Origin of the sequence: Bacillus timonensis (assembly GCF_004799755.1) — a bacterium.
In the GTDB taxonomy this organism is placed as follows: Bacteria; Bacillota; Bacilli; order Bacillales; family Bacillaceae_L; genus Ferdinandcohnia; species Ferdinandcohnia timonensis_A.
In genome coordinates, this window is the sequence record NZ_SLUB01000016.1 from 38,994 (window position 1) to 61,483 (window position 22,490).

17 protein-coding genes and 2 riboswitches are annotated in these 22,490 nt (G+C 36.8%); of the genes, 11 read left to right on the plus strand and 6 right to left on the minus strand.

The features are described 5' to 3' along the window. Positions 1-485: 485 nt before the first annotated feature. The 6 genes from E1I69_RS10910 (at position 486) to E1I69_RS10935 (ending at position 7,359) form a co-directional block, all read left to right on the plus strand. On the plus strand, positions 486-1,601 hold the full coding sequence (locus E1I69_RS10910) for a GntR family transcriptional regulator (protein WP_136379675.1): 1,116 nt from the start codon (positions 486-488) through the stop codon (positions 1,599-1,601). A 361-nt stretch (positions 1,602-1,962) separates the two neighbouring features. Next, positions 1,963-3,309, plus strand: coding sequence for an ABC transporter substrate-binding protein (locus E1I69_RS10915; RefSeq protein ID WP_136379646.1), 1,347 nt, complete (start codon positions 1,963-1,965; stop codon positions 3,307-3,309). Positions 3,310-3,375: 66 nt separating this feature from the next. Next, positions 3,376-4,329 carry a carbohydrate ABC transporter permease gene (locus E1I69_RS10920; RefSeq protein ID WP_242634578.1) on the plus strand — a complete coding sequence of 318 codons (954 nt, stop codon included), beginning with the start codon at positions 3,376-3,378 and terminating at the stop codon, positions 4,327-4,329. 1 nt (position 4,330) lies between these two features. Further along, positions 4,331-5,167 (plus strand): carbohydrate ABC transporter permease, encoded by an 837-nt coding sequence (locus E1I69_RS10925; protein ID WP_431731876.1) that lies wholly within the window; start codon positions 4,331-4,333, stop codon positions 5,165-5,167. 31 nt (positions 5,168-5,198) lie between these two features. After that, positions 5,199-5,885 carry a YesL family protein gene (locus E1I69_RS10930; protein ID WP_136379648.1) on the plus strand — a complete coding sequence of 229 codons (687 nt, stop codon included), beginning with the start codon at positions 5,199-5,201 and terminating at the stop codon, positions 5,883-5,885. Continuing rightward, entirely contained in the window at positions 5,845-7,359 is a 1,515-nt protein-coding gene (locus E1I69_RS10935; protein WP_136379649.1) for an alpha-N-arabinofuranosidase, read from the plus strand. The genes E1I69_RS10930 and E1I69_RS10935 overlap by 41 nt, the downstream gene beginning before the upstream one ends. 79 nt (positions 7,360-7,438) lie before the next feature. Here E1I69_RS10935 and E1I69_RS10940 read toward each other — a convergent pair whose 3' ends face one another. Then, on the minus strand, positions 7,439-8,245 hold the full coding sequence (locus E1I69_RS10940) for an AraC family transcriptional regulator (protein WP_136379650.1): 807 nt from the start codon (positions 8,243-8,245) through the stop codon (positions 7,439-7,441). A 131-nt stretch (positions 8,246-8,376) separates the two neighbouring features. Between E1I69_RS10940 and E1I69_RS10945 the strand changes: the two genes are divergently transcribed. Then, on the plus strand, positions 8,377-10,296 hold the full coding sequence (locus tag E1I69_RS10945; RefSeq protein ID WP_207308534.1) for a right-handed parallel beta-helix repeat-containing protein: 1,920 nt from the start codon (positions 8,377-8,379) through the stop codon (positions 10,294-10,296). Positions 10,297-10,398: 102 nt separating this feature from the next. Here E1I69_RS10945 and E1I69_RS10950 read toward each other — a convergent pair whose 3' ends face one another. The 5 genes from E1I69_RS10950 to E1I69_RS10970 all read right to left on the minus strand — a co-directional run bounded on the left by E1I69_RS10950 (position 10,399) and on the right by E1I69_RS10970 (position 16,186). Next, entirely contained in the window at positions 10,399-11,289 is an 891-nt protein-coding gene (locus E1I69_RS10950) for a carbohydrate ABC transporter permease (RefSeq protein ID WP_136379651.1), read from the minus strand. A gap of 17 nt (positions 11,290-11,306) precedes the next feature. Then, a complete protein-coding gene (locus E1I69_RS10955; protein WP_136379652.1) occupies positions 11,307-12,185 on the minus strand; it encodes a carbohydrate ABC transporter permease in 879 nt (292 codons plus the stop codon). A gap of 77 nt (positions 12,186-12,262) precedes the next feature. Then, entirely contained in the window at positions 12,263-13,570 is a 1,308-nt protein-coding gene (locus E1I69_RS10960; protein ID WP_136379653.1) for an extracellular solute-binding protein, read from the minus strand. Between the two features lie 107 nt (positions 13,571-13,677). Next, positions 13,678-14,463: a response regulator transcription factor gene (locus E1I69_RS10965; RefSeq protein ID WP_136379654.1), complete on the minus strand. Its 786-nt coding sequence runs from the start codon at positions 14,461-14,463 to the stop codon at positions 13,678-13,680. Between the two features lies 1 nt (position 14,464). Then, positions 14,465-16,186 (minus strand): sensor histidine kinase, encoded by a 1,722-nt coding sequence (locus E1I69_RS10970; RefSeq protein WP_136379655.1) that lies wholly within the window; start codon positions 16,184-16,186, stop codon positions 14,465-14,467. 292 nt (positions 16,187-16,478) lie between these two features. After that, a riboswitch (SAM riboswitch) is annotated at positions 16,479-16,584 on the plus strand. Between the two features lie 200 nt (positions 16,585-16,784). After that, positions 16,785-16,896: riboswitch (SAM riboswitch) on the plus strand. Between the two features lie 106 nt (positions 16,897-17,002). Between E1I69_RS10970 and E1I69_RS10975 the strand changes: the two genes are divergently transcribed. The 4 genes from E1I69_RS10975 to E1I69_RS10990 all read left to right on the plus strand — a co-directional run bounded on the left by E1I69_RS10975 (position 17,003) and on the right by E1I69_RS10990 (position 22,471). After that, positions 17,003-18,802, plus strand: coding sequence for a PLP-dependent aspartate aminotransferase family protein (locus E1I69_RS10975; protein ID WP_136379656.1), 1,800 nt, complete (start codon positions 17,003-17,005; stop codon positions 18,800-18,802). Between the two features lie 121 nt (positions 18,803-18,923). Then, positions 18,924-20,888: an acetoacetate--CoA ligase gene (locus E1I69_RS10980; protein WP_136379657.1), complete on the plus strand. Its 1,965-nt coding sequence runs from the start codon at positions 18,924-18,926 to the stop codon at positions 20,886-20,888. After that, positions 20,889-22,055, plus strand: a complete 1,167-nt coding sequence (locus tag E1I69_RS10985; protein ID WP_136379658.1) for a thiolase family protein — start codon at positions 20,889-20,891, stop codon at positions 22,053-22,055. Beyond that, positions 22,052-22,471 carry a Zn-ribbon domain-containing OB-fold protein gene (locus E1I69_RS10990; protein ID WP_136379659.1) on the plus strand — a complete coding sequence of 140 codons (420 nt, stop codon included), beginning with the start codon at positions 22,052-22,054 and terminating at the stop codon, positions 22,469-22,471. The genes E1I69_RS10985 and E1I69_RS10990 overlap by 4 nt, the downstream gene beginning before the upstream one ends. Positions 22,472-22,490 lie beyond the last annotated feature (19 nt).

Genomic DNA, 22,490 nt, shown 5'->3' on the forward strand with positions numbered 1-22,490 from the left:
CTTGATAAGTAAGGGAAACTGCCGTCAGTAGTTCGTTCCGTGAAACAACCTGTGGCTAAAGGTGGAAAAAAAGTCGTATAGGGTTAAGGGAGGTGACCTCGCTTTTTGAGGTTACTTGATTAAACGAAAGTTTCGTATTATTATCAAATTATAAGAAACTTATACGTACAAGCAATGTAACGGTTTCACTTATTAAAATTATTTACAAAACAAATATTAAAAGCACATTTATTATTATCAATGCTGTCTTTTAAACTTACTTCAATTAATGTAAGCGCTACACCCAGCGGGTTTTAGTCGATGAATGGCATATGGTTATAGATTTTTAAAATGAATTTGAAGGATCTAGATAAGTTAAAAGATAAACTGGCAAAACAGCCCAGTTTTTATTTGTTTTTAATACTGATTTATAAATGAAATTAATATGATAGTATACTTGGACAAACAATTGTATTACAAGTGTACGGATGGAGTGTTATTGTGTGATTGAAACAAAATACGGCACGATTAAAAATTGGATAAAGTCCAAAATTTTAGATGGGACTTTTGTGCCAAATAAAAAGATTTATTCAGAAAGTGAGTTAATGGAACAGTTTAATGTTAGTAGACATACGGTTAGATTAGCATTAGGGGAACTGGTAAGTGAGGGCTGGCTATATAAGGAACAGGGATCTGGCACGTTTGTTTCAGAAACAAAAGGAAAAAAAATTAGTGCATCTAATATGACAAATAATATGAGTATAGCAATTATTGTAACATACATTTCAGACTACATTTTCCCTTCAATTATTCGTGGAGCTGAGAGTATTCTAAGTCAGGAAGGATACCAAGTGAGTCTCTTTAGTACAAATAATGATCATAATAATGAAAGAAAAATACTAGAAACAATAATTACTCAAAAATTTGATGGTGTTATAGTAGAACCCACAAAAAGTGCAATATCTAACCCAAATATTAATTATTATTTAAATCTAGAAGCCTTAAAAATCCCTTTTGTCATGATTAATGCAGCTTATGATGAGCTAGAACCAATAAGTGTAGTTTTGGATGATGAAAAGGGAGGATATATTCAGACCGAACATTTAATTAGTTTAGGACATACAAATATTTTAGGCTTTTTTAAAAACGATGATTTGCAAGGATTAAGAAGAATGAAAGGGTATTTTAAGGCTCACCGTGCAAATGGAATTCCTATTAATCCGAAAAATGTTGTAACGTATACAACAATTGAGAAATTTAGTAAACCTGTTGATGAGTTAGAAAATATTTTAAGTACTAGAGTGGATATTCCAACTGGCATTGTTTGTTATAATGATGAACTTGCCATGAAGTTACTAGATATACTTAGACAAAAAGGGTTACGTGCACCTGATGACATATCCATTATAGGCTTTGATGACTCATTTTTTGCCGATATATCTGAGGTGAAATTAACGTCTGTAAGACATCCTAAAAGTGAACTAGGGGAAATGGCTGCTAAAAAAGTTATAGAATTAATAAATAATACAAAAAAACCATATGAGAATTACACGGACGAATCAACACTGTTTGATCCTATAATAGTTTATAGAAATTCAACAAAGGAAATAACGAAGAACTAACAAGGATCTTCGTTATTTTTTATATAAAAATCTGGTTATAACAAACAACTTGTACAGCAAAAAAGTTATTCCGAATATTAATAAGTTAGTTAAAGTTATATGCATCTGACATATACGTACAACATAGTACTATAATTTGTGAAATTAAGGTTTTGGTTGTGATAATCTATATTTTCAGTTGACATGTACGGATATGAAACCTATAATATAGGTAAGATTGAATGCGTTTTCATAATAATGATTGAATATTACAATTAATTTGTAATAAATGATAAAGGGGAGGGAGTGATAATAAAATAATATATATTTTTTGACCACTTAGTTTATCCATTAAACAAAGGAATTGAAGGGGGAATGATTTATGAAAAAGAAGTTTCTTTCGTTCTTTAGTGTTTTACTTTTGTCTTTTGTATTTTTGCTAACAGCGTGTAGTGGAGAGAACGAAGCAAAACCAGCGAATTCTGATGATATAAAAACCGCTGGTTCTGATATCGAGGATGCTACAGAATTAAGTTTTTGGACGTTTGCAGGGACACACGCTGATTTTTATGCAAATGCAGCTGAGAGATGGAATGAACAAAACCCAGATAAACCAATTAAATTAACTGTTGAAAATTATCCGTTTGATCAAATGCACAACAATTTATTGATGGCATTGCAATCAGGCTCAGGTGCACCCGATTTGGTTGATATTGAGTTGGCCAAATTTTCGAACTTCTTAAAGGGTGATATACAATTAGAGCCACTTAATGATTTAATCGAGCCTGAATTAGATAAATTTATCCCAGAAAGGGTAAGTATTTATGAGAAAGATGGAAACTATTATGGTGCTCCAACTCACTTAGGTGCTTCGGTTGTTTACTATAATACGGAAATTATGGATGAAGCCGGTGTAAATATTGATGAAATTGAAACTTGGGATGATTATATAGAAGCTGGAAAAAAAGTGGTGGAAGTGACAGGGAAACCTATGACTACTATCGCTGATAACTGGTACGGAATATGGCCATATGCTGCTCAAAGAGGATCAGACTTTTTTGATGAAAACGGTGAATTAACATTAGATAGCAAAGAAAATATTGAAACTTTAGAGTTTATTAATGACTTAATTAATAAACATAAAATTGCAGAAATTGCTCCAGGGGGAGGTTATCATTCTGAAGAATTCTATGGCTTCATGAATGATGGTGGTCAAGCATCTTTAGTTATTCCTATGTTTTATATGAAAGATTTTACAACCTATATGCCTGACCTAAAAGGAAAGGTTCAAATTCGCCCAATGCCAAAATGGTCTGATTCAGATTATCAATCAGCAACAATGGGTGGGACAGGTACTGCTGTTACTAGTCAATCAAAACATATTGACTTAGCAAAAGAATTTTTATACTTCGCAAAGTTATCTAAAGAAGGAAATATTAAGTTATGGACAGAGTTAGGTTTTGATCCTCCTCGTTGGGATGTCTGGGAAGATCCGCAAATGAAAGAGGATAATGTGTATTATCAATATTTCCATAAAGATATATTTGACATCTTATTATCTGTAAAAGATAATGTTGCGGGTATTAAGATATCTGAATACACACCTGATGTTTTATCAGAAATTGATTCTAATATCATGCATAGAGTACTTAGGGAACAAAATGCTACCCCAGAGGAAGCATTGAAGCAGTCAGCAGATACTATAAGACAGAAAATGGGAAGTAAATAATAGTTTGTGTGGGCAGGATTTAATCCTGCCCACACATCTAATTTTAACATGATAGAAGGGATAAAAATGTACGAAGTAAATGTCAAAAACAAAAGAAATCTTACCCCAACACAAATGCCTAAAAAAGAAAATAAAATAATGAAATTTTTAAATTCTAAAAAAGTAGTACCATATATTTTTGTTTTTCCATTTATCGTTTCCTTTACTATACTTACTTTATATCCGACAATTCAAGCTTTTATGATGAGTTTTCAAAGAATTCTACCTGGACAAATTGAATTTATAGGATTACAGAACTATGAACGAATTTTTAATCAGGCTTTTTACAAGGCATTATTCAATTCTACAATCTATACGATTCTAACTGTTTTAATCTTAGTAACGTTACCTATTATTTTAGCGATATTATTAGATTCTAAGTTAGTTAAGTTCAAAACTTTTTTTCGTTCTGCATTATTTATTCCAGCGCTAACCTCTATTGTGGTGGCTGGTGTTATTTTTAGATTAGTTTTTGCAGAATCGGAAAATGCAATTGCGAACCAAATAATAGGCTTTTTGGGTGTTGACCCGGTTAGTTGGAAATACAACGCATGGTCAGGAATGTTTTTAATGGTAATTATGGCTTCTTGGAGATGGATGGGAGTCAATGTCCTATATTTTTTGGCTGGTTTACAAAGCATTCCTAAGGAATTGTATGAATCAGCTGAAATAGATGGGGCAAATTTATTTCAAAAGTTTAGAAATGTGACACTACCATTTTTAAAACCAATTATTATTTTTGTAACGACTATAAGTATTATTGGTGGTTTTAGAGTTTTTGAAGAAAGTTATGTTATTTGGGAAGGCAATTCACCAGGGAATATTGGATTGACGCTTGTTGGATTATTGTATCAGCAGGGCATTCAACAAAATGACATGGGATTTGGAGCTGCAATTGGTGTAGTGCTTTTAATTCTAATATTTGTAATAAGTATTATTTATTTGTTATTGACAGGTGCATTTAAAAGAGGTGATGAGTAGCATGAAAAAGAATAATACTTTAATTAAATGGATTATAAATATATTTTTAGTGATTGTGGCGTTTATTGCTTTATTTCCATTATTAAGCCTCATTATCTCCTCGTTTCGTCCTTCATCAGAACTAATGAGAAACGGGATAACATTTTCAGTAAATTTGAATGAACTCTCACTAAACAACTATAATCATATATTTACACAATCACCTTCATATTGGAAATGGTATGGTAATAGTTTAATTATTTCTGGATTAACAATTGTTTTATCATTATTTTTTTCTTCCCTGGTTGGTTACGCACTTGCAGTCTATAACTTCAAAGGTAGAAATTTACTCTTTCTCTTTGTACTTGTAATCATTATGATTCCGTTCGAAGTGCTAATGCTGCCACTATATCAATTAATGATTGATACTAAACTAATTAATACTTACACGGGAGTAATGTTACCGTTAATTGTTGCACCAACTGCTGTATTTTTCTTTAGACAATATGCAATGGGGCTACCTACCGAATTGATGGATTCTGCTAGGATTGATGGGTGTACGGAGTATGGGATTTATTTTAGAATAATGGCTCCGTTGATGTTACCTTCTTTTTCGGCAATGGCTATTCTACAAGGGTTAGGCAGTTGGAATAATTTCTTATGGCCATTACTTGTTATACGATCAAATGATTTATTTACATTGCCTATTGGATTGGCAACATTATTGACACCATATGGAAATAACTATGATACGTTAATTGCTGGGTCTGTAATGACAATTTTACCTATCATTATTCTTTTTATTTTCTTCCAACGTTATTTTGTTGCGGGTCTAGCTTCTGGAAGTGTTAAAGGATAATCAATTTTACTAGTGATAGAAGGGTGTTAGGATGAGTAGCCAAAACATTGTTAATTCTCTAGACAGACTATTTACTTGGATAACACGTTTAGTGGTCATCAACTTATTATGGTTTTTTTACACAATGATTGGGCTAGTAGTAGGTGGGATTTTTCCGGCTACTTTGTCAGTTCTAAAAATATTTAGAAAGTGGATCATTGGTGAAAAACAAGTACCAATTTGGAGTACTTTTAGACAAGAATATCGGAGAGAGTTTATCAAGTCTAACTTAATAGGTTGGATGCTTACTATTGCAGGAATCATACTCTTTATTAATTATTTAGTTATTAAAAGTATGGACAATATTAGTATTTTAATTCCTGTAGCCTTTTATCTCTTAATTATTTTTTATATTAATTTATTGATATGGTCATTCCCACAATTAGCACATTATAATGGTAAAATTAGAGACTTTTTTAGAAATGCAATAATATTGGGATTTGGTCGGTTCCACTATACGATTGCTATATTTTTCTATCTTTTTTTCGTTTTGTATATTTCGCTAAAATATCCAGGTATACTTCCTTTCTTCACAATTAGTATAGGTGCATGTGGTTGGATTTGGTTTGCAATGAACTTATTTCAAAAAAATGATATAAAAAGTGAAAAGACAAATATCGTTAAGAAAGGTGAATTAAATGACTTTGGACACTTTCAAAGCAAAAATGGTTATAGATAAGACATATAAGATATCTGAAATTAATCCTAGGATTTATGGCTCTTTTATAGAACAATTAGGTCGTGCAGTGTATGGTGGAATCTATGAACCTACTCATTCCACCGCAGACGAAGATGGTTTCCGTCGAGATGTTATAGAACTAGTGAAAGAATTACAGGTGCCAATTATTCGTTATCCGGGTGGCAATATGGTTTCAGCCTATAACTGGGAGGATGGAATTGGGCCAAAAGAATTGAGACCTAATCGATTAGAATTGGCATGGAGATCACTAGAAACGAATGAAGTTGGTACTAACGAGTTTGTATCATGGGCCAAAAAAGTAAATGCTGAAGTGATGATGGCTGTGAATTTAGGCACCCGTGGCATAGATGCTGCGCGAAACTTAGTAGAATACTGTAATCATCCTGGTGGAACATATTGGAGTAATCTTAGAAGAGACCATGGCTTTAAAGAACCACATCAAATTAAAGTTTGGTGTTTAGGTAATGAAATGGATGGACCTTGGCAAATTGGAAGGAAAACGGCTTATGAATATGGTCGACTTGCTGCTGAAACAGCAAAGGCAATGAAACTAGTCGATCCAACAATTGAGTTAGTTTCCTGCGGAAGTTCTGGTTCTGGCATGCCAACATTTCCCGAGTGGGAAGCAGAAACACTTGACCATACATATGAATATGCTGATTATATCTCTCTTCATCAGTACTATGGAAATCGAGATAATGATACGGCTAACTATTTAGCAAGCTCGTTAGATATGGATAATTTTATTAAAACTGTAATTGCAACCTGTGACTATATAAAAGCAAAGAAACGCAGTAAAAAAACAATGTATTTAAGTTTTGATGAATGGAATGTGTGGTATCACTCTAATGATCAAGATACGAAAATTGAGCCATGGTCTGTGTCGCCACCATTATTGGAGGATATTTACACATTTGAAGATGCAATCCTTGTAGGTAGCATGCTGAATACATTACTAAAACACTCAGATCGAGTAAAAATGGCCTGTATGGCACAATTAGTAAACGTCATTGCGCCAATTATGACAGAAACAGGTGGTGGTGTTTGGAAACAAACTATTTTTTACCCATACTACTATACTTCTGTTTATGGACGTGGAGCTGCACTTCATTCCATTGTTGATTCACCTAAATATGATAGTAAAGACTATACAGACGTACCATATTTAGATCAATCTGTCATTTTTAATGAAGAGAATGATGAACTGGTAATTTTTGCAGTAAATCGAAATATGGAAAATCAGTTACTAGTTGATGTTGATATTCGGTCATTTGAAGGATATAAATTAGTTGAGCATGTTGTTCTTGAAAATGAAAATCCAAAAGCGGTAAATTCAGTCGAGCATCAGCAAGTAAAACCACATACAAGTAATAATTCTTATATCGAAAACGGTACTTTAATTGCGGTATTACCTAAGATGTCATGGAATATGCTACGTCTTAAGAAAAACTAGAAAAATATATAATAGAAAAAATCCATTTTACACTATTTGTAAAATGGATTTTTTCTATTTTTATGAATTGTGATCCGTATTATTTTTCGTTTTGTGGTTGTTGTTTTACCGCATAAGAGGAATGGTGTGTCCTATGATGTTCTCTATATTTCATAGGAGAATTTTTCGTTATCCTTTTAAAATTACGGTTGAACGACCTAAGATTATTGTATCCGCATTTACTGGATATCTCGGTAATGGTTTGTTCGCTGTTTTTTAATAGATAACAAGCCTGGGTAATTCGGTAATGATTCAGATATTCTGTAAAGGGTAGATTGGTCATTTGAACGAATAGCTTTGATAAATAGGGATAATCATATTTTAGATGTTTTGCGATGACTTTCAGGGTACACTCTTCACTATAATTCCTATCTACATAAAGGAGTATTTTATGTAACACCTTCGTTTTTGTTGAGTACTCAACAGGGATAAATTCCGTGTTATCCACCAAAATACCACAAACATTATAAAGGAACCCTTTTTGACGATATATAGAATCCAGCTTAGTTAAGTCAGGAATAGCTTTTAGGTGAATGATATTATTCTCTGGAACGTATCCCTTATAATTCATAAAGAAGTCTCCGACCATTTCTGGTGAAAAGATTACGATGGAAATAGTAGAATGATTCATTGTTTTAAATTCGTGCATCTGGTTATTAAAAACAAAGGCGGCATCGTTTTTTTGTAGTAAATACTCTTTTTGATCAATCGTTACTACTAATTCTCCTTCGTTTACGATGATTAGTTCGTAAGCATGGTGAAAGTGGAGAGGGAAGGAAAAATTAAAGAGTGTAAAAGTGCGAAATAATTCATTTTCTTCTACTCCATGATGTTCAAAAAAAGCCACAAGCCACACCCCCTAAATCAAGTAGTAAAAACACTAATATTGTCTTTAATTATACTATTTTTTGAATAGATAGGTATAGTCTTTTCCAACTATAATGAACGTATAGTAGAGCTAAGGGAGGAAGAAGAATAATGGCAATTGAATATCATGTAGCCAAGAATGGTTCAGATCTAGCACAGGGTTCAAAACAGGATCCATTCTTAACCATTAATAAGGCAGCTTCTATAGCTGTAGCAGGTGACACGATTATTGTCCATGAGGGAGAGTATCGTGAATGGGTCAAACCTAAAAATTCAGGATTAAGTGAATATAGAAGAATTACATATCAAGCAGCAGAAGGTGAGAAGGTTGTTATTAAAGGTTCCGATCGGATACAAGAATGGGAACAAGTGGAAGGAACAGTATGGAAAGTCGTATTACCAAACGAATTTTTCGGAGACTATAACCCGTATAAAGAAGAAATCTTTGGAGATTGGATTGTGTATAATCCTGGTAGACATCTAGGTGATGTTTATCTAAATGGCATGTCCTTTTATGAAGCTGAGAATCTCGAGCAATTACACAACCCTGAAGTAAAAACGGAAGTGTTAGACCACTGGACGCAAACAATTGTACCTGTACTTGACCCAGAGCAAACAAAATACGTATGGTATGCAGAAGTGGATGAAGAGAATACAACTATCTACGCGAATTTTCACCAATCGAACCCAAATGAAGAATTGGTGGAAATTAATGTACGAAAAGCTTGTTTTTATCCAGAGCAAATTGGTATAGATTATATTACCGTAAGTGGTTTTGAAATGTGTCAAGCGGCGACACCATGGACTCCACCTACAGCTGACCAACCAGGATTAATTGGACCTCATTGGAGTAAAGGCTGGATTATTGAGAATAATATTATCCATAATTCAAAGTGTAGTGGGATTAGTATTGGGAAAGAGGCTTCGACAGGCGATAATTATCGTACAAAAAGGAAGGATAAGCCAGGCTATCAATACCAGCTTGAATCCGTGTTTCTAGCCAAACAAGCTGGATGGAGCAAAGAAAAAATAGGTTCTCATATTATTAGAAACAATACAATCTATGATTGTGGTCAAAATGGTGTTGTAGGTCATCTAGGCTGTGTATTTAGCGAAATCTATCAAAATCATATTTATAATATAGGCATAAAGCGCGAGTTCTATGGACATGAAATTGCTGGCATTAAGTTACACGCAGCAATTGATGTGCAAATTCACAATAATCGAATCCATGACTGCTCTTTAGGCACGTGGTTAGATTGGCAGACACAAGGAACTAGAGTCAGTAGAAATTTGTATTACCGAAATAGTCGGGACTTATTTGTGGAAGTGAGTAGTGGCCCTTATATTGTCGATCACAACATTTTAACAGCGGACTACGCTATAGATAATCATGCTCAAGGGGGAGCCTATGTAAATAATTTAATTCGAGGTAAAATGGTTCACCGAAAAATGCTCGACCGTGCAACACCATATCATGTTCCACATAGTACGGAGATTGCTGGATTTGCAGTTACTTATGGAGGAGATGACCGCTTTTTTAATAATATGTTCATCGGTGATGAGACTTTAGAGAACGTTGGTACGGTGCATTACAACGGATATACGACATCCCTAGAGGAATATATTGAAGCTGTACACCAACAAGATGGAGATCATCAAGCGTTCAATGCAGTTGAGCAACCAGTTTATATTAATCATAATGCGTACTTTAAAGGTGCAGAATCATTCGAAAGAGAAAAGGAAAAAATGGAAGCCTTATTTGAACCGAATTTGAACATTATTGAAGAAGGAAATGAAGTCTATCTCTCACTAGAACTCCCTGAAGATTTCGAGACATTCCTAGGAGAGATTCAATCTACGAATACGTTGGAAAGAGTCCGTATAGTAGATGCAGAATTTGAAAATCCGGATGGAAGCGAAGTGGTACTGAATACGGACTTTTTAGGAAATCATCGGGAAGAAAAGAGTGTAATAGGACCAATCGCTTCGTTGAAAGCAGGAAAAAATTATTTGAAAGTTTGGGGATAATACGAAAAACTACCACAGTCCTTAATTCCAAAAGACTGTGGTAGTTAATTTTGTATCAGGTTGCAATCAGCGGTCATGCGTTTTATCTGACTTTCTAATGAGTTATCCTTTAACAGAACCAGCTGCCATTCCTTCGACAATCTTATCACTTAAGAATAAGAATGCAATGAGGATCGGCACGATACTGATGACGAGCGTTGCACCAATTGCGCCCCAATCTGTTAAATACTGACCGACGAAATTATTGATACCTACCGTTAATGTTTTCCATTTATCCGAACTGATAAATGTATTTACAAAAACGAACTCGTTCCAGTTGTAGATCATGTTAATGATTGCAGTTGTTGATAGCACTGGTATTGTCATCGGTAGTGTAATCTGGAAAAAGATTCGGTGGACGGAACATCCATCCATAACTGCTGCTTCTTCGATTTCCCTTGGGAAGGTTTTATAAAAACCTAGTAAAATCATGATTGTTAAAGGTAAGTTAAACGCAGTATATGATAATACAATCGATAATGGATTATCAATTAAGTTTGCACTGTTGTACATTTTAAATAGTGGAATTAAGGTTGAATGCAACGGAATCATATACGCGACTAAGAATAATCCTAGAACCGGAGCACTTAACTTCCAGTGCATCCGTGTTACTGCAAATGTTACTAAACTAGCAAGAATGATGGTTAGGACAACAGAAAGTACTGTAATCCAAACACTGTTGAAAAAGTAGACCCCGATATTTCCGGAAGTCCAAGCTTTTGTATAGTTCTCCCATTGTGGGCTTTGTGGTAAAGCGAAGGGAGACATCCCGAAAACTTCTTTGTTGGTTTTTAGGGAAAAGAACACCAACCAAATTAATGGATAGATTTGAATAACTGCAAACGTCCCAAGTAAGAGATAAAGAAATCCAAAGCCAATTTTGTTCAAAGAGGATTTCTTTGATTTTGGTACGGAAAGGTTTGGTTTTATTTGTTGTGTACGAACCTCACTCATTTGTAACTCACTCCTCCTTAAAATTGAACATCGTCTTTAGATTTCGTTAATTGAGAGGTTAACCATGTCATGACAAGGCAAATTACTAATAGTCCAAATCCAATTGCACTTCCATAACCGAAGTTATTTAATTTGAATGCTTCCTTGTACATGTATGAGGCCATAACTTCACTTGCGCCATTTGGTCCTCCACCAGTCATTACGTAAATTAAATCGAAATATTTTAATGATCCTACTACAGCTAGCATGATTGTTACTTTAAACACGCCTGAGATAAGGGGTAATTTAATTTTAAAAGCGATTTGTAGTGGGCTAGCACCATCAATTTTTGCAGCTTCAATGACTTCATCAGGTACATTTTTCAATGCTGCATAATAAATCAAAATATAAAATCCAGCGTACTGCCAAATGATTGGAATGAAGATTGCATAAAGTGCAATCTTTGGATCAGCTAACCAAATTGGTGTATTTTCAACCCCAAAGAACTCAAGCAACTTGTTTGCCATACCATTTGTTGGGTCAAAGATCTTCATCCAAAGCTGAGCAATTGCCACAGACGATAATAGCATTGGAATTAAATAAATTTTTCGTAAAAGGTCAGAACCTTTAATTTTGCTTGCTAAAACGAGTGAAATGCTCAAGTAAAGAAGCAAGCTAGCAGTTGAAAAAATGGCTAATAAAAATGAGTGCCATGTACTGGACCAGAATAATTTATCTTGAATTAAGGTAATGTAATTGTCTAAACCAATAAACTTCATTTCACCAATTCCATCCCAATCCATAAGGCCGTAGTAACCAGATAACACGATCGGGATATAAATAAGGATTAAAATGAGAAGTAATGCAGGGAGTGTATAAAGGGCGATAACGAATTTATTCGACATCACATTTTTCATAATGGTTTTGCCCCTTCCTTTCTATAGAGAAGAGGGCATATTTACAAGCAATATGCCCCCAGTCATTTAAGCCATAATTATTTTTCGGCAGCTAGAGCTTCCTCTTGTGTTTTTGCGAAATCTTCAGGAGTTGTTTGACCGCCAAATAATGCTTGAATTTGATTTAAATGCACATCAGCCACACCAGCAGACATTTGGACATCCGCATAAAGTGTTAAGTTTGTTGCATTTCCTAAGTCATTAAGAATGTCAATGTACATTTGGTCAAGTTCGCCGTTTGATGTATCTACAACTGTTGCAGGGATAACACCCGCATCAACAACAGAGCGCTTGCCCCACTCATCGACTAGGTAAGAAACAAATTTCTTCGCTTCATCTTTTACTTTTGATTGTTCAGATACGAATAAACCAACACCAGGACCACCTACATAGCTATCGATGTCACCTTTCCCACCTTCATAGGTAGGGAATTTGAAATAACCAATTTTGTCTTTGAATTCCTGATCGACATCAGGGCTAGTTGTATAGTTTGGTAATTCCCAAGTAGCCATTAAATACATAGCGGCTTGTTCGTTCATGAAATAACCTTTTGCTTCATCATTAGAAAGACCATTAAAACCTTTAACAAAAGCGCCCATATCTACAAGGTTTTTAACCTCTTCAGCAGCCTTTACTAAAGCTGGATCCTCAAAGCTTCCTGTACGATTGATTGCATTGTTTAATGCATCAGGACCACCAATTCTATCTGCAAGGTACATGTACCACATAGAACCTGTCCAACGGTCTTTGTTTCCTAAAGTGATTGGGGTAACACCGTTGTCAGCAAGGGTTTCAACCACGTTTAAGAATTCATCATACGTTTTCGGAGCTTCTAGATTGTATTTTTCAAAGATTTCTTTATTGTAATAAACTGGCGTAATGTTTAATTCTAATGGTAGAGCGTACGTCTTTTCGTCAACTGAAAAAGCATCGAGAGTACCAGCAACGAAATTATCTGCTTGAACGATATCGTCTAGTGGTGTGAACATATTTCCATCGACGAAAGGTTTCATATAACCAGCTGCCCATGTAATACCAACATCGGGAAGTTCGTTTGAAGCTGATAGAACCTTGATTTTTTCCTTGTATTGCTCGTTACCTAAAATTTCTGTTTGAATGTCTACATCAGGGTGTTCATCTTCGTAAGCCTTGATAATGTCATCTACGATTGTAAACTGTGCATTTGAGCTACCCTCTGGCCATAAATGCATCATTTTTACGACTGTTTTGTCACCACTGGATCCACCGGAATCTTTAGCCGTATCATCAGATGAGGAACAACCTCCTAAAAGTAATCCACCGACTAATGCCATAGATAATACAGTAGTAAACGCTTTCTTTTTCATTGTTCAAAACCCCCTTAATTTGTTTTCCTCTTTGCCTTACAGTTTAAGTCTACACTCTTGAAAACAATCAAAAAAGGGAACGTTGATTGGGAGAAATACTACTATTTTTAGAAAGCCCTTTCATCATTGGTTTTTCGGTATGCAGTTGGTGTCATATTCTCATATTCTTTAAAAATTTTAATGAAATATTTAGCAGTTTTGTAGCCGACTTCATCAGCAATTTCATTGATAGTTAGCTTGGTTGAAAGGAGCAGTTCTTTCGCATGTTGGATTCTGCGTCTTGTTATATATTCACTAAAATTTAAATTGACTTCCTCTTTGAATAACACACTAAAATAGCTTGGGTTTAGATGGACATGGGCTGCAACTTCTTTCTGAGTGATTTCATCTTTGATATGGTGATCTATGTAGGTTAGGGCCTCACGAATTGTATTTGATGTTGTATCAATTTTAATCGTGGCATCAACAATTTTTTCGTCGACCACTTTTTCAATCATTCCGACTCTAAACTGTTTTTCCAAAACTTTCAATGCATCTTCAACTGCTTCAATTAACTTCCTTTTGCTAATTGGCTTTAAAAGATAATTGACAACACCAAGGCGAAGCGCTTCTTGGGCGTATTCAAACTCGGAGTATGCAGATATAACAATGACAACAGGGGACAATCCTTTTTCCTGTATTGTTTTTAAAAGCTGAAGACCTGTCATCTCAGGCATCTGTATATCCGATAACAAAATATGAATCTTCTGCTTTTCCGCAATTCGTAAAACCTCCTCACCATTTTCGGCGGTGAGGATTTTAAATTCGCCATTATTCCAAGTTTCCAGTGTTCTATGCAAGCCTTGCCTTGTTCTTGGTTCATCGTCAACAATGACGATATTTTTAATAAACATATTAGTTCCCCCTAATCGGAATTTCAAATGAAATTCGTGTTCCTATATTTGGCTCACTTTCAATTAAAAGTTCACTATGCAATGTCTCGTTGTAATAGAGTTTTAAGCGTTTATTTACATTTGATAGGGCAATTCCTTTTCCTCTTGTCGAAGCGACAACTCCGTCTTTCATAGATGCTTGAATTTGGTGAATACGCTCTAGCTTCATGCCAGGTCCGTTATCCTGCACAGCAATCCTAATCACGTCGGTATTAACAGGCTCAACTGTAACTGTCACTAGACTATCACCTGCCTTGTTACCCGTTCCATGAAGAACTGCGTTTTCAACAAGCGGCTGTATAATTAGCTTTGGAATTCGAACTTGCTCAAATTCTTGTGGTACTGAGACTCGCCAATCCAAGCGGTCTCCGAAACGCATTTTCATAATTTCCATATAGTCACCAATGTGTTTGATTTCATCCTTTAAATAGACCCAATCATCATCGGTCTCTTTTGTTATTGTGTAACGAAATAAATCAGACATGGCAATGACAACTTCAGACAATTCATCTTCATTTTTTTCTTCAAGTGTCCAATGGAGCGAATCTAGAGTATTAAAGAGAAAATGCGGATTAATTTGTGCTTGAAGTGCTTTTAACTCACTTCGACTCCGTAATATTTCTTTTTGATAGACCATTCTTATTAGATGGTTTGTTTCCTTCACCAACTGATTGTACGTACTGTTCAGTTCATTGATTTCATTGACCGATGACACTTCCGGGTTCAGGGTCAAGGTACCTTGGCCAGCTAGCTGCATTGTTTTTGTTAGTCGGACAATTGGCCGGGTAATCACTGTTGACAAAAATAATGAAAAAATCATAAAAATAATCGCGCCAGCTACTCCAGATAAGATAATCCCTGTCCGAATTCCCGCAAGTCCATCTGTCAGTTCACTTACAGGAGTTAAAATAAGGACAGTCCAGCCTGTAAGATTTGAGGTTACCTTGTTAACGATATAATCGCCTTCATCGAGATGAATTGTTCCTTCATTATTGGAAATGATTTCTCGGATGTCACCATTGTAATTCTGAACAATCGGGTTTTCATTTTCATCTAAAAGAATAGAATATTGATTGTTTGATTTTGCAAACTGAAAGTGGTCACGGTCGATGCTTATTAAAAGATATCCGCCATTTCTATATTTCCGTTCGATTAAACTAACCCTTCGAATGGCAAGAAAATTGTTTTTATCCTGGGGATCATCACCCACCCAAACTAATCCACCTTTTGCGTTATTTGCTTTTTCAACCCACTTTTTATCTATTCGGTTTTTTAATAAGTCTTCATCAAGAGGAATGACTCGCCGCTGTTCACTAGAAAAAATTTGAAAGGAAAAGATGCCATCGGTGTTCCCCATAATTCGATTAACTTGACCCATTAATTGTTGACGGTCATGAAAGGAGATTTCTTTCCCATCGTAAATTTTTGTTAGGAGTTCTTGAACTCTTTCATCTGTAATGACAAGTTTTGAAGACATATTAATTTGTTCATATAACGACTCAATTCTACCGTTAGCCTCAATTGCAACTTGGTGGATTTGTTTTTCAGCATTATTTTTTAATAGGGTGGAAACCTGTCTTAATGTTAATAGACCTACAATCAAAAGAACGATAATCATTACAAATAAAAAGATAAATAAAATTTGATTACGTAATGTATTCCACTTTTTTATTTGCTTAAGCATAGGGAGGCGCCTTTCTTGTCGTAAATTTAAAATTTCTATTAACATTACTTTTGGAAGGTTATGAAACGAAAGTACTAGGATTTAGTTCAATTTTATCATTTATTCTACAAAAATTAAATGATTGTTTAGTGATTAGACTAAGAGGGGCTATAGTCTGATAGGTAGATTCCCTACATAAATCGTTGAAGAAAAAACAAAACCCCAGTTATTTTTTTAAAACTTTTAGAAAGGTATTGACTAAGTAATCAAAAGTGTTTTAACATTCTTATTAAACACTTTAATAATGCAATTCTTCTTATCAAGAGAGGTGGAGGGACTGACCCTAGGAAGCCTCGGCAACCAGCATTTGAAAGCCCGGTGCCAAGTTCAGAGGAAGTATTTTTTTCCGAAGATGAGAAGGTGGATGAACGAATATGTAATTATTGGATATTCTTGTGCCCCTTCTGTTGTCATTCAGAAGGGGTTTTTCATTTGAAAAGATCAATTATAAGAAAACATGAATTTTTCAAAAAAATACATTGACTGCAAAAATGATGTGTTCTATAATACTTTATATGGTTGAAGAATTAATGCGTTAGTGCGTCAATTTAATAAAGATTTCTTATCCAGAGAGACTGAGGGAACAGGCCCGTAGAAGTCCAGCAACCTTCAAGTGAAAGCTTGAAAAGGTGCTAATTCCTGCAGATGCACAAGCATCTGAAAGATAAGATGAGGCCCCCTCTTCTTATGTTGAGGGGGCTTTTTATTTACATAAAGTAACCAGGTAATCAACTAATCAAGAAAACTCACAAAAAATCAAATTAGGAGGATTATACAATGACAAAACAATATGAAACGTATGATGATGAAACAATACTTTTACATGGAGGTCAATCTCCAGATCCGACAACTGGTTCACGTGCAGTGCCGATTTATCAAACAAGTTCTTTCGTATTTCATAATACAGATCATGCTCAAAGTCTATTTAGTCTTGATGAATCAGGTAATATTTATTCTCGAATCGGTAACCCGACTGTTGATGTGCTTGAGAAACGGATAGCGTTGTTAGAGGATGGTGTCGCAGCTGTAGCCACATCTTCAGGAATGGCAGCAATTGCTCTATCCATTATGAACGTTGCACAAGCAGGGGACGAAATTGTTGCAGCTTCCAATTTATATGGAGGGACTTACAATCTTTTCGCTGTGACCCTTCCGAAATATGGAATCAAGACTCATTTCGTTGATCCAACTGACCCTGAAAACTTTAGAAATGCCATTACGCCGAAAACAAAGGCCGTATTTGCTGAAACGATTGGAAACCCAAGCTTGCATGTTTTAGATATTGAAGCTGTATCAGCGATTGCACATGAAAATGGAGTACCGCTCATTATTGATAATACATTTGCTTCCCCATATGTTTGTAAACCAATCCAATTTGGAGCTGATATCGTAGTTCACTCCGCAACAAAGTGGATAGGTGGTCATGGAACTACAATTGGTGGGTTAGTCGTTGATGGAGGTCGTTTTAACTGGAACAGTGAAAAGTTTCCTGGATTTACTGAGCCTGATCAAAGTTATAACGGAATTAAGTATGCGAATGAATTTGGAACTTTAGCATTTAGTACAAAGCTTAGAGTTCAGCTATTAAGAGACTTTGGTTCATCTTTAAGTCCACATAGTGCATTCCTATTGATACAGGGGCTTGAAACATTACACTTAAGAATCGAAAAGCATAATGAAAATGCACTAAAAGTTGCAACATTCCTAAAAGACCATCCTGCGGTTGAATGGGTTTCATATCCAGGCCTTGAAGAGCATCCGGCACATGAACTTGCGAAAAAGTATTTACGAACTGGCTTTGGTTCTATCGTGAACTTTGGTATTAAGGGTGGTAGAGAAACGGGTAAGAAAGTAATTAATAACATTGCGTTATGGTCACATGTGGCCAATGTAGGAGATGCCAAGTCACTTATTATTCACCCAGCATCAACAACTCATCAGCAATTAAGTGCAGAAGAGTTAGTAAAAACAGGAGTAAGCGAAGAATTAATCCGCTTATCGGTTGGTATTGAATCATATCGTGATTTAGTAAATGATTTGGATCAAGCTTTTTATGAAGCGACTGGAATCTCATCAAAAGGTGAACAAAAAGGCGACACAGCAGTAAATGATGAGGGAGTTATTCGCTGGGCACTTCAATCAACATTTATTCGTGAAGAGGTTGAAGGAAAAGAAGTTCAGCGAGCAAAAACAATTGCTGTCGTTGGACTCAGCGGTAACCCTGCACGCCCAAGCTACAGACTTGCACGAAAAATGCAGCGTCTTGGTTATAAAATCATACCGGTTAATCCAAGAGAAACAGAAGTTCTCGGAGAACAGGCATATCCAGATTTAACATCTATTCCGGTTAAGGTTGATATCGTTCAAGTATTCCGCAGCCCTGAAGCGGCGATCGGTGTAGCGGCAGAAGCAGCAAAAATACAGCCTAAAGTTTTCTGGCTCCAAGAAGGGGTCATTTCTCCAAGGGCAGTTGAGGTTGCGAAAGAAGCAGGTCTTGAGGTTGTTCAAAACAGATGTACCTATAAGGAAGCACAACGTCTCAGAGGTGCAATTGTTACGTATGCCTGTGAAATTTAACCTTAATTTGCAAATCCCCTACCTTTATAGGTAGGGGATGAATGTAAGGGAGTCTATTGATGATGACTAAGGGATGGGTGCAGTGAGATAATGCTTCTCTTAGTATGAGGGAGGAAGAGAAATGACAACTCAACATAATATACTAGAATCCAAGGTTTTATGGGAGCCAAGTGAAACATGGATCTCACAGTCAAATTTAGCGAAATTTTCACAAGTGGTGGGTTTTCCGCTCTTACCCTATGACCGCTTTCATCGTTGGTCGATCGCACAGCCTGAAACATTCTGGTCAGCAGTATGGGACTTTACGAATGTAATAGGAAAGAAAGGCGATAGAATCATAGTTCCCCCAAGCGATGGCGGAATGCTTGGTGCACAGTGGTTTCCTGATTCGAGATTAAACTTTGCGGAAAATATTTTGCGTGGTGACGACTGGCAGACAGCAGTTATTGAAGCCAATGAAAGTGGCGTCACTCAAACAATTTCTTTGGGTGAACTGCGTAATCGGGTGGCACGGGTCCAGTATGGGTTGAAGAGTTTAGGAGTAAGTGCTGGAGATCGTGTTGCTGGAGTTGTAACAAACGGGATTGAAGGTTTCGTAGCCTTATTGGCAACCACCTCGTTAGGCGCTGTTTGGACATCTTGCTCCCCTGATTTCGGTCCAAAGGGGATAATCGATCGGATTGGGCAAGTCCATCCAAAGGTATTAATTGCAACTTTAGATTATCAATATAATGGGAAGTTTTATGATATTCGAGAGAACATCTCAGCTGTAAGTAAAGTACTGAATGATGTTTCAGCTATTGTAACCTTATCTGAAGACGCAAATTTATCTATTAATCCAGCAACGAAAGTGTTGAGCTGGCAGGAACTATGTCAAAATGGATCCTCTGATTTAGATTTTACTCGAGTTCCTTTCAATCATCCTCTGTACATCCTTTATACATCAGGTACTACTGGTCTACCAAAGGCGATTGTTCATTCAGTTGGCGGTACATTACTTCAACACTTGAAGGAACACCAGTTGCATTGTGATGTAAAACCTGGAGATGTCATGTTTTGGTATACAAATACGGCATGGATGATGTACCCTTGGCTTCTTTCTGGATTAGCTAGTGGTGCAGCCATTCTTCTCTATGATGGGTCACCAATTCCAAAGGATCATATAGGGATTCTATGGGAGATTGCTGAAGAAATTGGGCTTACACATTTTGGAACGAGCCCGAAGTATTTAGATACTTTGATGAAATCAGGTTATCAAGTGGGGAGAAATCATAATCTGAACAGTCTCCGCAGTGTTCTTTCTTGTGGAGCCCCGTTAGCAGCTGAACAATATGACTGGATATATAACGAAATCAAGCAGGATATTATGTTGGCCTCCATTTCAGGGGGTACGGAAATCATTGGATGCTTTGTAATGGGTTCCCCAATACATAAAGTAAGGCGAGGGGAGATTACCTGTAAGGCACTTGGAATGGCAGTGGATGTGCTTGATGATCGAGGCGTATCTGTCATCAACGAAAAAGGGGAGTTGGTATGTACGAAGGCATTTCCAAGTATGCCAATTACATTCTGGGGAGAAGACGGAGATAAGCGCTACTATTCCGCATACTTTGAAGAACGTCCTGGTATATGGTCACATGGTGATTTCGCTGAACAGACAATCGAGCAAACGTTGGTCATTTATGGAAGAGCCGATACTACGCTAAATCCAGGTGGTGTACGTATTGGAACTGCTGAGATTTATCGTGTTGTCGAGCAAATTCCACAGGTACAGGACTCAATCGTTTTTGGCTTTCCTGTTGATAATGACGAGGAAATCGTGTTATGTGTCGTTACCGAGGATGGGCAACTTGACCGTACATTAGTAGATCATATTCGTAAGGAAGTCAGGAAAAAAGCTTCACCACGACATGTGCCAAGACGCATTTACTGTGTGAAGGAAATTCCATATACAATCAACGGTAAAAAGGTAGAGGGTGCAGTTCGTTCAACAGTTCTTGGACAGCCAATTAAGAACAAGGGCTCACTTGCCAACCCGGAATGCCTAGAAGAATTTAGCAGCCTGTCTGAAAGGAGTTTCTTATAAATGGTTAAACGTCGCGTTCCAAAAGGTGCAATTATAGGGATTGGAGAGCTTACCCCAGTCCGCTATAGCGAGGGTGTGACAACTCTTGGATTAATCGCCGAGTCAGTGAGACTAGCCATTCAAGATGCCGGAATCGAAAAAGGCGAAATAGATGGTTTATTAATTGGTCCCCAAGTAGGTGAGACTCCACAGCATGTGCCGGCTACTGTCGCGGAATATCTTGGCCTTCAACCGACAATGTCAAATGTAGTTGATCTAGGAGGCGCAACTGGTGCGGGGATGATATGGAGAGCTGCAGCTGCGATTGAAGCGGGAATGTGTGAGACGGTTGTATGTGTGCTTGCAAATATTAATGAAAAAGGTAAAACCTTACGTTCACCGAATCGTAACCCCATTCGTGAATTTGACGTTCCATTTGGCGCTTCGGGCGCAAATACTTCTTATGCGCTGTTGAAGCAACGGCACATGTCCGAGTATGGATCGAAACAAGAAGATTTTGCACTCATTGCTCATTGGGCACGAAAAAATGCGCAGTTAAATCCAAAAGCCATTACATACGGAAAACCAGCATCAGTTGAGGACGTGTTGAATTCGCCGCTAATTGTGGATCCCTTGCATTTATTTGAAATTGTGATGCCAGTAGCAGGTGGGGCAGCGGTCGTTGTTACCTCTGTTGATAATGCCTCTAAGGGGGCTCATCCGCCCGTTTATTTACTCGGGGCGGGGGAAAAGGTCACTCATCGAGCTGTTAGCCAGGCACCTTCATTGGAAAATGCTCCACTAAGCTATGCTATCCCAAGAGCATTGGACCAAGCGGGACTTTCCGTGCAAGACATGAATTTATTGTCTATCTATGATTGCTATACGAGTGTAGTTGCACAAACGTTAGAAAATGCCGGTCTATGTGCACCTGGAAGATTTGGTTCCTGGATGAAGGAGCATTCTTTCGGTCATGATGGCGATTGGCCACTTAACACACATGGTGGGCAATTAGGTTTTGGTCAGGCAGACCTTGCTGGGGGAATGTCTCATATAATTGAAGCCGTTCTTCAACTGAGACATGAAGCTGATTTGCGACAAATTCCAAATGCACGTCATGCTCTAATAACAGGGAATGGAGCTACATTGAGTGAAGCTGCTGCACTGGTCTTGGGGGTGGAGTCATGATAGAGAAGTTTGAAAGTTTAACGGTCCCAGGTCCAACAATAACACCAATCACGAAGCCATTTTGGGACGCAGTGGCTCGTAAAGAATTTATTTTGCAGAAATGCTGTGATTGTGGTGAATGGGTTTTTTATCCTCGTTCCCATTGTCCACATTGTTGGAGTAATCAACTAGAATGGACACCTGCTTCAGGAAATGGAAAGTTAAAGACGTGGAGCGTGGTACATAGACCTGGTCATCCAGCGTGGGCAGCAGTTGCACCTTATGTATTAGGGGTTGTTGAATTAGAAGAAGGTCCATCGATGCAGACACATCTATTGGTTGATTCTGATCAAGAATTAAAAATTGGGCTGCCGTTGAAGGTCAAATATATAAAATGCAATGATGTTTGGTTGCCATTTTTCGAAAGTAAGGAATGAAAATCGTTTTAAGAACGAT